Here is a 12,625-nt window from a genome sequence, read left to right as displayed (position 1 = left end):
CGCTCCCTGTGCCTTCCCTGTGGCCGACGAATGAGAGCGGTAAGAGGTCTGGACTCAGGATCGCGGGCCGGTCTGGCTGCGGCCGGTGACGGTCAACTCCTTGATGCTGTGCAGGCAAGCGGTCCAACCCAGGGAGCACGCGTCGTAGCACTCGACGGCCGGCAGCAGCCCCTCGTGGGTGAGCCGCAGGGTGGTCCCGTCGGTGCCTCGGCTGAGGTCGAAGATCACCCGGGTGCCGGTCCACTCGTCATGATCATCGACGAAGGTCAGGTACGCGTCGACCACCTGCCAGACCATCCGCCGGGCGGGGACGACCTCGGTCAACCGGAACCGGGCCTGCCGGATCCCCTCGTCGCAGAAGACGAACTCGTCACCGGGCGCGGCGGAGTCGCCCTCGATCTGCTCGCTCCACCAGTCCCGCACCCGGGTGACGGCCGCGAAGACCTGCTCGGGCGGCTGCGAGACGGTGAACTCGGCGCTGAAGCTGGCGGTGTTCATGATCAATTCCTTCCGGTCGGTGAAACCTGCTTGATGTCCCACCGACGAACGGGCCCGGCCCCGGATCGACACCGCCGCGAAATCCGATTGACATCCGGCGACTGACCGGCTGAACTCGACGCCAGACATCGGCCCCGGTGGCCGCCGAGCGAGAGGACCAGTCATGCGCGGACTCGTGTTCCCGACCACCGTCTCTGCGAACCCGAGGACCGATGCACCGCTCAGCCACCCGCAAGGCCGCCGCAGCACCTGACCATCAGCCGCCCGGCACCCGCCGCTGGCTCAATCTCGGCGTGCTGGCGCACGTCGATGCCGGCAAGACCAGCCTGACCGAGGCGCTGCTGCACGCCGGCGGCGCCCTTGATCAACTCGGCCGGGTCGACGACGGCACGACCCAGACCGACACGCTCGCGCTGGAACGTCGGCGCGGCATCACGATCCGTACCGCCGTGGCCAGCTTCGCCGTCGGCGACGTGACGGTGAATCTGGTCGACACCCCCGGCCACCCGGACTTCATCGCCGAGGTGGACCGGTCGCTCGCCGTGCTGGACGGCGCGATCCTCGTGCTGTCCGCCGTCGAAGGCGTACAGGCGCAGACGATCGTGCTCTACCGGGCGTTGCGCCGGCTCGCCGTCCCGGTCGTCTTCATGATCAACAAGATCGACCGGAGCGGTGCCGACCCGGACCGGGTGATCACCGCGATCCGGCGCCGGCTCACCTCGGCCGTGGTGCCGCTGGGGACGGTACGCGACGCCGGCACCCCGGCCGCGGCACCGGTGCCGCTCGACTGGACCGCCGCCGGCACCGCGGAGGCCGCCACGGTCGGGCTCGCCGATCATGACGACGCCGTGCTGCAGGCCTGGGTCGATCACGGCCGGCTGCTCGATCCGGCCCGGTTCAGCGCGGCACTGGGCCGGCTGACCCGGCGCGGGGTCTGCCAGCCGCTGACGTACGGCTCGGCGGTGACCGGCGCCGGCGTCGCCGAGTTGATCACCACCGTCACCGAGCTGATGCCGGCCGAGGCGGCCGATCCCGCCGGGCCGGTCTCGGGACAGGTGTTCAAGATCGAACGTGACGACTCCGGCGACCGGGTCTGCTCGGTACGGATCCGGACCGGCACCCTGTCCGTCCGCGACCCGGTCACGGTCGGCACCGAGGAGGCCGGCCGGGTCACCCGGCTCGAGGTGTTCGAGCCCGGCGGGGCCACGCACCGGGACCGGGCGGTGGCCGGCCAGATCGCCCGGGTCCACGGCCTCGGCCGGGCCCGGCTGGGCGACCGGCTGGGCACCGAACCGGCCGGACTGCCGGCGCTGAACTTTCCGCCGCCGGCGTTGGAGACCACGATCGTCGCCCGCGATCCCGATCGACAACTGGCCCTGCACACGGCGCTGACCGAACTCGGCGACCGTGACCCGTTGATCAGATTGCGTACCACTGATCACGGCGCGTCCCGGATCTCCGTCTACGGCGAGGTGCAGCAGCAGGTGATCGCCGACACCCTGCTGCTCGAGCACGGGATCGAGGTCGACTTCCATTCCACGACGGTGATCTGCGTCGAGCGCCCGGCCGGGATCGGCAGGGCCGTGCTGCGGATCGGCGATCCCGATCACCTGTTCGGCTACACGTTCGGCGTCACGGTCGAGCCACACCGGCCCGGCGCGGGCCTGGAGTTGATCTTGGACGTGCCGCGGTCACAGGTGCCGATGCACGTGTATTCGACGGTCGACGCGTTCCGGGACGCACTGGTCCGCTACGTCGAGCTGCCGCTCGCCGCCGGGCCGCACGGCTGGCAGGTCACCGACCTCCGGCTCACCGTCACCGAGAGCGACTTCGTCCCACCGGGACCATCGACGACCCACGTCAAGCACACCGTTGAACAGGTCGTCGCCGACGCGGTCCGCGATGCCGGCACGATCGTCTGCGAGCCGGTGGACCGGTTCACGCTGGAGACGCCGGTGGACGCCATCTCCGGCACCCTGGCCCTGCTCGGCCGGCACCGCGGGGTGCCGGGCACGCCCATGATCACCGGCGCGCTGGCGGTGATCACCGGGACCGTACCGACCGCGGAGCTGGATCCGATCCGCCGGAATCTGCACAACGCGACGCACGGCGAAGGGCTGCTGGACTCCCGGCTGGACCATTACACCCCGCGCCGGGGTGGAGCGGGTCCGTCGGACTGAGCCGGCGACGGACCCGCTCCGGACGACTCAGTCGGCCAGGTCGGCGAGGGCCTTCCGGGCGGCCTCCAGCTCGGCCTCCAGCGCGGCCACCTTCGCGGCCTGCTGGTCCCGGGCGGCCTCGATCACCTCGTCGATCGGGGTCGAGAGGTCCTCGTGGAGTTCCTTGGCGGCGCGCGAGACGGCCGCCGCGGCGACGGCGAGATCGCGGGCCAGGTAGGTGGATCCCTGCTTCAGGTCGGCGTGCCACTCACCGTCGGCGGTGCCGGTGACGGTGAGCGTCAGCTCGAGCGTCTTGGTCCGCTTCGCACCCGGCTTGCGGCCCGGGGCCTTCCGCGGCTTCACCTCGGCAACGGCCGGGGCCGGTGCGTCGAGGGGCGGGAGCTCGACGTCGGTGGCCGGCGCTTCGGGTGCCAGGGTGTCTACAGTCATCGTGCGGCGCTCTCCTTCTGGATGTCGCCCGCCGGGAGCAGGCGGTGGGGAAGCCATCATTAGAATGCATGTTCGACTTGCGGCTCAACTCGACACGCCGCAGCGGGCACCTGCAAGACTCCGGGCCATGGAGTTGCTGGCAGCCGCGAGGGACGGCGACGAGGACGCGTTCGGAGCCCTCGTGCTGCCGTACCGCCGGGAACTGACGGCGCACTGCTACCGGATCCTCGGGTCGGCCCAGGACGCCGAGGACGCGGTGCAGGAGGCGCTGCTCGCGGCCTGGCGCGGGCTGTCCGGGTTCGAGGAGCGCAGTTCGCTGCGCACCTGGCTGCACCGGATCGCGACCAACTGCGCGCTCCGGCTCGCGAAGTCCAGACCGGCCCGGCTGCTGGTTTGGGACCACGGGCCTGCCCGGCGGCCGGCCGACGACCTGGGCAACCCGGTCGAGGGCGCCGACTGGGTCGAACCGCTGCTGACCGAGACCGATCACCCGGAGCGGGTACGGGAGCGACGCGAGCACATCGGCCTCGCCTACGTCGCCGCGCTGCAGCGCCTGCCACCGAACCAGCGGGCCGTCCTCATCCTGCGCGACGTGCTCGGCTACCCGGCCGCCGAGGTCGCCGGACTGCTGGAGACCACGCCGGCCTCGGTGAACAGCGCGCTCCAGCGAGCCCACGCGACGCTGGCCGGCGCCGCGCTGCCGCTGGAGCAGGTCGCGACGCCGAAGGGCAAGGAGCGGAGCATCGTCGCCGCGTTCGTCGCGGCCTTCGACGCCGGCGACGTGGCGGGCTTCGTCGACCTGCTGGCCGAGCAGGTCCGGTTCACCATGCCGCCGCTGCCCGCCTGGATGGACGGCCGGGACGACGTGGTCGCGTTCCTGGCCGACCGCGTCTTCGCGCTCGACTGGCGGGCCCGCCCGGCCCGGTTCAACGACCAGCCGTCGCTGGCCTGCTACCGGCCGGCGGACGACGGCACACTGGAGCTGGCCGCGGTGCTGGTGCTGACCCTCGACGGTGACCGGGTGACCTGGCTGGCCTCGTTCATCGGGCCCGACCTGCTGGCCCGGATCCCGCTGCCGCCGCGGATCGCCGCGAACGAGTTCGGCGATCACCGATGAATCCGCGCGGCGCGCTGTCTCGATACCGGTGAAAGGTCACTCACCCGAGGCAAGGAGCCACCGCCATGCGCAAGATCATCGTCTGCAACATCGTGTCCCTGGACGGCTACTTCGCCGATCCGGAGGGCCGGCCCCCGTTCGCCGGGATGGACGAGTTCTTCGACGCGTACAACCTGGAGCGGATCACGGCGGCGGACACGGTGCTGCTCGGCCGGACGTCGTACCAGGGGTTCGGCGACTACTGGCCGCACATCGCCGACGCCCCCGACGATCCGGCGGACCGGTCGCTGGACGGGGTCAACCGCGGCATCAGCCGGCGCTGGAACGAGGTACCGAAGGTCGTCGTCACCGACAGCTACCGGGTGCCCGGCGGCCATCCCTGGCAGGACACCACGACAGCGGTGCTGCGGGACGGTGTCGTGGCCTGGATCGCCGCGGCGCGGGAGTCCGGCGACGGCGAGATCGTGATCTTCGGCAGCCGGGTGCTGTGGAACGCGCTGCTGGCCCAGGGCCTGGTCGACGAGCTGCATCTGATGATCGCGCCGGTCACCTTCGGCGGCGGCACCCCGGCCTTCCCGTCGCCGGCGACGTTCACCCTGGCCGGGACGCGGACCCGGCCGGGCTCGGCCAACACCCTGCTCGTCTACACGCCGCCGTCGCCGTGAACCAGCGCCTTGAGTTGATCTTGATCTGCTCGCCAGGCGGTCAGCGCCGCGTGCCGGAACTTGACCTCGGCCTCCAGTGCCCGGCGGTGTGCCGAGAGGGCCGCCACCTTCCGCAACGCCACCGCCTCGGTCTCGAGGGTCGCGACGCCGCGCGGTGAGCCGGCCAGTTGGATCGCACGGCTCACCTGGCGAAGCTCGTCCTCCAACTCCGCCAGTGAACTGCCCGAGAAGTCGGGCTCCCTGCCACGATCCACAGCCGTCCCCACTGAAATCGAGGTCACCGCAGCACCACAACTATCGGGCCCAGGTGTCGTGCAGGTTACGGATCTTCCGGGTCCCAGCCGGATTCACGGTCTCGCGTCGCGAGGTACGCCAGCTGGGCCGCGACCGAAAGCTCGGCCGCGGGCCGGACCGCCTCGTCGATCTCGGTGTACACCGCGCGGACCACCTCCGCCGGCGTCCGCGCACCGGCGGCGACGGCGGCCCGCACCTGGTCCAGCCGCTCCAGCCGATGCTCCCGGTAGTACGCCAGCACGCCGCCCGGGTCCGTCACCACCGGGCCGTGGCCGGGCAGGATCTCGGCGACGGCGTGGTCCCGGACCAGCGTGATCATGGTGTCCAGCGACGTCAGATAGGAGCCGATGTCGCCGTCCGGGTGCATGATCACCGTGGTCCCGCGGCCGAGCACCATGTCACCGGTGGCCAGCCGGTTCACCCCGTCCGCCCCGCTGATCAAGATCGAGTACGAGTCGCTGGTGTGGCCGGGCGTTGCGACCAACCGCAGCTCGGCGCCGGGCACCGAGACCCGCTCGCCGTCGACCAGGCCCCGCTCCCCCACCCGGACGGCGGGGTCGGCGGCCAGCACCGGGCAGCCCGCCCACCGGGCCAGCGCCGGCGCCCCGGCCGAGTGATCGAGATGTCGGTGGGTGACGATGATCATCGCGATCTCGCCGGCCGCGTCCAGCACCCGGCGCAGGTGGCGTTCGTCGTCCGGCCCGGGATCGATCACCACGACCGGGCCGCGGGCCGGGTCGCCGACCATGATCGTGTTCGTACCGTCCAGGGTCATCGGCCCGGGATTGTCGGCCCGGAGGATCGCCACGCTCACGTCAATCCCTTTCCTGGGTAGCGGAACAGCCAGCGGTCACCGCGCCGCTCCGGCACCGGCAGCACCTGCTCGACGACCCGGTCCGCGGCGGCGTCCAGTACCGCGGCCAAAGAGCCGAGTTCGGCCAGTTCGACCAGGATCGACAACGTCGGCGGCATCAGGCCCAGCTCGCCGTCCCGGTGTGCGGCCAGGGTCGCGGCCGGCGTCGCCCAGTCCGCCGCCGAGGCCTCGCCGGACACGTCGGCCGGCTCCTGATCAGCGGGGACGACGGCGATGAAGAACCGGGTGTCGTAGCGCCGCGGCTCGACCTCTGGCGTGACCCAGTGCGCCCACGGGGCCAGGTCGGCCGGAGTCAGCCGGACGCCGGTCTCCTCGGCCAGCTCCCGCACCGCGCAGGCCAGGACCGGATCGCCGGTTTGATCATGATCGGCGGGGTCGACACCGCCGCCCGGGAACGCCACCATCGACGCCGCGAACGCCATCCGGGCGTGCCGGTGCAGCAGATAGACCTCGAGTCCCCGGCCGGACTCGCGGACCAGGATCACGCTCGCGCTGGGTCGTGGCGGCACGGGGACTCCGGTGAACCGCAGCGCGCGCTCGATCACCGCATCCGGCACCGGCACGGTGATCCGGCCCAGCACGTCGAGTGAGTGGCTGACCATGGCTCAAGGCCGCCCAGGGTCAACGTGCACTGAGCCTGTCGAAGTGCCGAGCCGGAGCAGGCCTTGCCCTTCGACAGGCTGAGGGAACGAGTCCGACACCACGCCGGCTCAGGCCGGCACGATCCGCGGCGGATCGGGCGTCACCCGGACCACCAGCTCGACCTCGACCGGCGCGTTCAGCGGCAGCGAGGCCACCCCGACCGCGGAGCGGGCGTGCCGGCCGGCCTCGCCGAACACGGCGCCGATCAGCTCGCTGGCCCCGTTGGCCACCTTGGGCTGGCCGGTGAACTCGGTCACCCCGGCCACGTACACCACGACCTTGATCACCGCGGCGATCCGGTCCAGCCCGCCGGCCGCCTCGGCGGCGGCCGCGATCCCGTTCAGGGCGGCCTGGCGGGCGCCGTCGTACGCCTGCTCCTCGGTGACCTCGGCGCCGACCCGGCCGACCACGCTGAGCGCGCCGTCGACCAGGGGCAGCTGGCCCGCGGTGAAGATCAACTCCCCGGACCGGACCGCCGGCAGGTACGCCGCGAGTGCCGCCGGCACCTGCGGCAGGGCCAGCCCGAGCTCGGTCAACCGGTCCTGCGGCGAGCTCACTCCGAGTCGCCCTCGACGATCGGCCGCTTCAGGTAGGCCACCAGGTTCTCCGGGTTCAGGCCGGGCACGATCTGCACCAGTTCCCAGCCGTCGGCACCCCAGTTGTCCAGGATCTGCTTGGTCGCATGCACCAGCACCGGAACGGTCACGTACTCCCACTTCGTCATGGCGTCAGCGTAGTGATGCGCGCTGCACGACTACCATCGGCCGCATGTCGTCGCCCCCGTTGCACACGTTGCACATCGTGTCCGGCAAGGGCGGCACGGGGAAGACCACCGTGGCCGGGGCGCTGGCCTGCGCGCTCGCGACGGCCGGGCGGCGGGTGCTGGTCTGCGAGGTGGAGGGCCGGGACGGATTGCCCCAGCTGTTCGACTCCGCCCCGCTGAACGGCGCCGAGGAGCGCCGGCTGTGCCGGACCCCGGCCGGCGGCGAGGTGTTCGGCCTGTCCATCGACGCCGAGGACGCGCTGCTGGAGTATCTGGAGACCTTCTACCACCTGGGCATCGCCGGCCGGGCGCTGGACCGGTTCGGCGCGATCGACTTCGCCACCTCGATCGCGCCCGGGCTGCGCGACGTGCTGCTCACCGGCAAGGTGTACGAGGCGGTCCGCCGGCAGATCAAGGGCCGCCCGAACGCGTACCACGCAGTGGTTCTGGACGCGCCGCCGACCGGCCGGATCGCCCAGTTCCTCAATGTGCACGAGGCGGTCGCCGGGCTGGCCCGGATGGGCCCGATCCGCAGCCAGGCCGATTCGATCATGCGGCTGCTCCGCTCCGTGACCACGGCGGTGCACCTGGTCACCCTGCTGGAGGACATGCCGGTCACCGAGACCGAGGAGGCGATCCAGCAGCTCCGGCCGACCCAGATCCGGCTCGGGGTGATCATCGCCAACAAGGTCCGGGCCACTCCGCTCAGCGATGATCAACTCCGGCAGGCGGCCACCGGCCAACCGGTCCTCGACGTACCCGGCCTCGACCCGGCCCAGAGCAAACTGCTGACCGAGGAGTTCGCCGGCGAGGCGGACCGGATGCTGGCCGAGCGCGGCCGCCGGACCCACCTGCTCGGCACCGGGCTGCCGGTGGTCGACATCCGGCTCGACTCGACCGGCATCGACACCGGCGCGGTCTGGGGCATCGCCGCCCAGCTCGCCGAACAGCTCCCCGCCGAGGTCGCCTGATGACCGCCACCCACCCGGGAGCGCAGGGCGAACTGGACGTGGACGCGATCCTGGCCGACCGCTCGATCGAGATCATCGTCTGCTGCGGCGCCGGCGGGGTCGGCAAGACCACCACCTCGGCCGCCCTCGCCCTGCGCGCGGCCGAAGCCGGTCGGCGAGCCGTCGTCCTCACCATCGACCCGGCCCGCCGGCTGGCCCAGTCGCTCGGCCTCGGCGAGCTCGACAACACGCCTCGGCCGGTGAGCGGGATCGACACCTCGACCGGCGGCAGCCTGGACGCCGCGATGCTGGACATGAAACGGACCTTCGACGAGGTCGTCCTGGCCCACACCACACCGGAGAAGGCCGAACAGATCCTGCGGAACCCGTTCTATGTCGCGCTGTCGTCGTCGTTCGCGGGCACGCAGGAATACATGGCCATGGAGAAGCTCGGCCAACTGCACCAGCAGTCCAAGGCCGACGGCCGCTGGGACCTGATCATCGTCGACACCCCGCCGGCCCGGTCCGCGCTGGACTTCCTGGACGCGCCGGAGCATCTCAGCTCGCTGCTCGAGGGCCGGTTCCTGCGCCTGTTGCTGGCGCCGGCCCGCGGCCCGCTGCGGCTGATGAGCGTCGGCTTCAACCTGGTCTCGTCGGCGATGAACAAGATCCTCGGCGGGCAGATCATCACCGACGTGCAGACGTTCGCGACCGCGTTCGAGACACTGTTCGGCGGCTTCCGGCAGCGCGCGCAGCAGACGTTCAACCTGCTCGCCTCCGAGCACACCACCTTCGTCGTGGTGGCGACCGCCGACGCCGACGCCCTCCGCGAGGCCGCCTACTTCGTCGACCGGCTCGACGAGGAGTCGATGCCACTGTCCGGTCTGGTGGTCAATCGGGTCCACCGGACCGAACTGCAACTGTCCGCAGGGCGCGCGCAAGCGTTGGCTGAGGAGCTCGACCCGGATCGGCACCCGGTCGCCTCCGTCGCCCTGCAGCAGCACGCAGCGTTGATGCAGGTCATCGAGCGGGAACAGATCCTGCTCGACCGCTTCGCAGCCGCCCGCACCCGGATCCTGACAACCCGGGTGCCGGCGCTGCAGACAGACGTGTCCGATCTGGACGCGTTACGCCTGGTTGGCGACCTTCTCGCCGTTCAGGGCTGAGCGCCAGGACCTGACGTCCGGACGCTGGCGCAGCAACAGGCGGCGCTCCCGTTCGGTCATCCCGCCCCAGACACCCCACTCGATTCGGTTGTCCAGCGCCTCGGCGAGGCACTCTGACCGCACCGGACATCCGGCACACACAACCTTCGCTCGTTTCTGGTCGACAGCGTCCGGAAACAGAGCGTCATTCATTCCTCGACATTTGGCCCTGACGGTCCAGTCGTTCCACGCAGCAGTCCGCATCATGCGGCCCCCTTTCCCTTCCTTCCGACCGCCCTCGAAGCCTCCCAACAACGAGCGCGGCATATGCATGTTACGAACGGAAGTACGGTCTGACTAGGGGTCGGCACGGATTTTTTGCACAACGTGAAGCACGGTGGAGAAAGATTCGGCATGGGCCTTCGGCTCCCGTACCCTAAGAGCCATGCCTGTGAGCCTCAAACGTCCGGCCAAGGTCTTGTCCTCGCTCGCCATGTTCCTTGTGGTGAGCGTTTTGGCGGGTGTCCTGGTCGCAGGCCTGTTCGTACCGTTCGCCGGTCTGGCGGGCGTCACCGGACAGGCCGCCGCCGGAGAGTTGGAGAACCTGCCGGCCGAGCTGGAGACCCCGCCCCAGGCGGAGCGGTCGAAGGTCCTGCTCGGCAACGGCGAGGTGCTGACGTACTTCTACGACGAGAACCGGATCTACGTCCCGCTCGACAAGATCGCGCCGGTGATGGTCCAGGCGCAGCTCGCGATCGAGGACCACCGGTTCTACGAGCACGGCGCGATGGACCTGATCGGCACGCTGCGCGCGTTCGTCCGGACGTCCAGCGGCGACACCCAGGGCGGGTCGACCCTCAGCCAGCAGTACGTGAAGATGGTGCTGGTCGAGTCCTGCGAACTTGATCAAGCCTGCATCTCGCGGATGATCCAGGCCAGCGGCATCGAGGGCTACCAGCGCAAGATCAAGGAGCTGCGGTACGCGCTGGCACTGGAGGAGAAGCTCTCCAAGGACGAGATCCTGGAGCGCTACCTCAACATCGCCTACTACGGCCAGGGTGCGTACGGCGTCGAGGCCGCGGCCCGGCACTACTTCAACACCACGGCGGCGAAGCTGACCCTGCCGCAGGCCGCGATGCTGGCCGGCCTGGTGCAGAACCCGAACCAGGTCAACCCGGTGATGAATCCCGGTGCGGCCCATGATCGCCGCGACGTGGTGATCAACAAGATGGCCGAGTACGGCATGATCACGCCGGCCCAGGTCAAGGCGGCCAAGGCCGACAAGTTCGACGAGAAGAACGTCCAGAAGACGCGCAACGGCTGCGTCGGCTCGCGCTACCCGTTCATCTGCGACTACGTCCGGCGGACGCTGCTGCAGGCCCCGAGCCTCGGCAAGACGCCGGAGGAGCGCGAGGACGCCCTGAAGCGCGGCGGCCTGACGATCGAGACCGCGATCGACCCGGACGTGCAGGACATGGCGCAGAAGCGGCTCAGCAAGGTCGTCTCGCCGACTGACCCGATCATCTCGACGATGAACATGATCCAGCCGGGCACCGGATTGATCTTGGCCATGGCGCAGAGCCGCCCGGTGATGGGCGACAACGCCAAGAAGGGCGAGACGTACTACAACTACTCGGCGTCCCCGACCCTCGGCGGCGCGGAGGGTTACCAGGCGGGCTCGACGTTCAAGGCGTTCACGGCAGCGGCGGCGCTGGAGAAGGGCATCCCGACCTCCAAGAAGTACGACGCCAAGAAGCGGGTCGACCTGACCGGACGGAGCTTCCAGACCTGTGAGGGCCGGTCCAAGCTCGGCAAGTGGCGGCCGGCCAACTCGACCGGCAAGAACGGCCCGATGGACATGGGCACCGCCCTCGAATGGTCGGTGAACACCTACTTCGCGCAGCTGACGCTGCAGGTCGGCATGTGCCGGGTGACCGAGATGGCCGAGAAGCTGGGCATCGAGAGCACCGGTAAGGACGAGCGCGAGGGCCACGAGGGCGAGACCCGTGACCTGGTCGACTACTACCAGTACATCCCGGCGTTCACCCTCGGTTCGGTCGAAATCGCGCCGATCTCGATGGCCGAGGCGTACGCGACGTTCGCCGCCCGTGGCATCCACTGCGACCCGATCGTGGTCAAGAAGATCACCAAGCCGGACGGCAAGGAGATCCAGTCGCCGAGCGGCAACTGCAAGCGCGTGATCGAGAAGGACGTCGCCGACGGCATCAACAAGCTGCTGTCCGGCGTGATGACCAAGGGCACCGGTCGCCGGGCCCTGGTCGACGACGGACGGCCGCAGGCCGGCAAGACCGGCACCATCGACGACAACGAGGCGGTCTGGTTCGCCGGCTACACCCCGGAGGCCACCGGCGTCGCGATGATCGCCATCGACAAGCGGCAGAAGCCGTTCATCCGGGGCAAGAAGGGTTACCGTTCCCGCGGCGTGAAGGGCTTCGAGCTCGAGAACGGGATGAACCTCGAGGGCTCCGGCAGCGGTGACGCCGGTCGGCTGATCTGGAAGCCGACCATGGAGCGCTACCTGAAGGACCAGCCGAAGACGAAGTTCAAGAAGCCGTCCAAGGAGATCGAGACCGGCAAGATGGTCCCGATGCCGGGGCTGGCCGGTCTGACCATCGCGGAGGCCACCTCCAAGCTCGAGGACGCCGGCTTCACGGTGATCCGCGACCGCGTCTACAGCGACACGGTGCCGGAGGGCGACTTCATCGGCTTCAGCCAGTACGGCGGCAAGGTCCGCGAGTTCTCGACGATCTACATCCTGTTCTCGGCCGGTCGCGACCCGGCCAAGGTCCAGGCCGAGAAGGATGCGGCCGAGAAGGCCAGGCGCGAGGAAGAGGAACGCCGCCGGCGCGAAGAGGAGCGCAAGAAGCGGCAGGAACAGGAACAGCAGCAGGAAGAGCAGCAGAAGGAAGAGGACGGCAAGAAGCCGGGCGACAACAAGAAGCCGACCGAGCAGACCCAGAAGCAGGAGGAAGGCGACGGCTGACGCCCCTCGAGCCCTGAAGACCGAAGTGCCCCGCGATCCGATCGCGGGGCACTTCGTCGTTCCG

At 70.2% G+C, this 12,625-nt stretch carries 14 protein-coding genes; 6 read left to right on the top strand and 8 right to left on the bottom strand.

The genetic code is table 11. The features are described from left to right. Positions 1 to 54: 54 nt before the first annotated feature. Positions 55 to 498, bottom strand: coding sequence for an SRPBCC family protein (locus tag AC6CCG_RS12190; RefSeq protein ID WP_496654803.1), 444 nt, complete (start codon positions 496 to 498; stop codon positions 55 to 57). A 212-nt stretch (positions 499 to 710) separates the two neighbouring features. Between AC6CCG_RS12190 and AC6CCG_RS12185 the strand changes: the two genes are divergently transcribed. Beyond that, positions 711 to 2,678 (top strand): GTP-binding protein, encoded by a 1,968-nt coding sequence (locus AC6CCG_RS12185; RefSeq protein ID WP_496654802.1) that lies wholly within the window; start codon positions 711 to 713, stop codon positions 2,676 to 2,678. Positions 2,679 to 2,705: 27 nt separating this feature from the next. Here AC6CCG_RS12185 and AC6CCG_RS12180 read toward each other — a convergent pair whose 3' ends face one another. After that, on the bottom strand, positions 2,706 to 3,107 hold the full coding sequence (locus AC6CCG_RS12180) for a DUF6319 family protein (RefSeq protein ID WP_496654801.1): 402 nt from the start codon (positions 3,105 to 3,107) through the stop codon (positions 2,706 to 2,708). A gap of 127 nt (positions 3,108 to 3,234) precedes the next feature. On the opposite strand from AC6CCG_RS12180, the gene AC6CCG_RS12175 reads away from it, so the two are divergent. Both AC6CCG_RS12175 and AC6CCG_RS12170 read left to right on the top strand, forming a co-directional pair. Next, entirely contained in the window at positions 3,235 to 4,224 is a 990-nt protein-coding gene (locus AC6CCG_RS12175) for an RNA polymerase subunit sigma-70 (protein ID WP_496654800.1), read from the top strand. Positions 4,225 to 4,289: 65 nt separating this feature from the next. Then, positions 4,290 to 4,889, top strand: coding sequence for a dihydrofolate reductase family protein (locus AC6CCG_RS12170; protein WP_496654799.1), 600 nt, complete (start codon positions 4,290 to 4,292; stop codon positions 4,887 to 4,889). Here the strand turns inward: AC6CCG_RS12170 and AC6CCG_RS12165 are convergent. From AC6CCG_RS12165 to sp36, 5 genes are all read right to left on the bottom strand, one after another. Continuing rightward, positions 4,868 to 5,074: a hypothetical protein gene (locus AC6CCG_RS12165; protein WP_496654798.1), complete on the bottom strand. Its 207-nt coding sequence runs from the start codon at positions 5,072 to 5,074 to the stop codon at positions 4,868 to 4,870. The genes AC6CCG_RS12170 and AC6CCG_RS12165 overlap by 22 nt on opposite strands. Positions 5,075 to 5,208: 134 nt before the next feature. After that, positions 5,209 to 5,997, bottom strand: coding sequence for an MBL fold metallo-hydrolase (locus tag AC6CCG_RS12160; RefSeq protein ID WP_496654797.1), 789 nt, complete (start codon positions 5,995 to 5,997; stop codon positions 5,209 to 5,211). After that, the gene (locus AC6CCG_RS12155) at positions 5,994 to 6,659 is read right to left on the bottom strand and encodes an NUDIX hydrolase (protein WP_496654796.1); all 666 of its coding nucleotides are present in this window, start codon (positions 6,657 to 6,659) and stop codon (positions 5,994 to 5,996) included. The genes AC6CCG_RS12160 and AC6CCG_RS12155 overlap by 4 nt, the downstream gene beginning before the upstream one ends. 108 nt (positions 6,660 to 6,767) lie before the next feature. After that, positions 6,768 to 7,256 (bottom strand): RidA family protein, encoded by a 489-nt coding sequence (locus AC6CCG_RS12150; RefSeq protein ID WP_496654795.1) that lies wholly within the window; start codon positions 7,254 to 7,256, stop codon positions 6,768 to 6,770. Continuing rightward, positions 7,253 to 7,423, bottom strand: coding sequence for a Sp36 family protein (gene sp36 / locus AC6CCG_RS12145; protein WP_179751966.1), 171 nt, complete (start codon positions 7,421 to 7,423; stop codon positions 7,253 to 7,255). The genes AC6CCG_RS12150 and sp36 overlap by 4 nt, the downstream gene beginning before the upstream one ends. A 44-nt stretch (positions 7,424 to 7,467) precedes the next feature. Between sp36 and bagA the strand changes: the two genes are divergently transcribed. Together bagA and bagB are read left to right on the top strand one after the other, a co-directional pair. Next, positions 7,468 to 8,433: an ATPase BagA gene (bagA, locus tag AC6CCG_RS12140; protein ID WP_496654794.1), complete on the top strand. Its 966-nt coding sequence runs from the start codon at positions 7,468 to 7,470 to the stop codon at positions 8,431 to 8,433. Beyond that, positions 8,433 to 9,578, top strand: coding sequence for an ATPase BagB (bagB, locus tag AC6CCG_RS12135; RefSeq protein ID WP_496654793.1), 1,146 nt, complete (start codon positions 8,433 to 8,435; stop codon positions 9,576 to 9,578). The genes bagA and bagB overlap by 1 nt, the downstream gene beginning before the upstream one ends. Here bagB and AC6CCG_RS12130 read toward each other — a convergent pair. Further along, the gene (locus AC6CCG_RS12130; protein WP_179758470.1) at positions 9,540 to 9,821 is read right to left on the bottom strand and encodes a WhiB family transcriptional regulator; all 282 of its coding nucleotides are present in this window, start codon (positions 9,819 to 9,821) and stop codon (positions 9,540 to 9,542) included. The genes bagB and AC6CCG_RS12130 overlap by 39 nt on opposite strands. Positions 9,822 to 10,062: 241 nt before the next feature. On the opposite strand from AC6CCG_RS12130, the gene AC6CCG_RS12125 reads away from it, so the two are divergent. Continuing rightward, positions 10,063 to 12,561 (top strand): transglycosylase domain-containing protein, encoded by a 2,499-nt coding sequence (locus AC6CCG_RS12125; RefSeq protein ID WP_496654792.1) that lies wholly within the window; start codon positions 10,063 to 10,065, stop codon positions 12,559 to 12,561. The last annotated feature ends 64 nt before the right edge of the window (positions 12,562 to 12,625 follow it).

The sequence above is a fragment of the Microlunatus sp. YIM B11417 genome (genome assembly GCF_059617205.1).
Note: the sequence above shows the minus strand (reverse complement) of the source record. Positions and strands in the feature narration are given on the sequence as shown.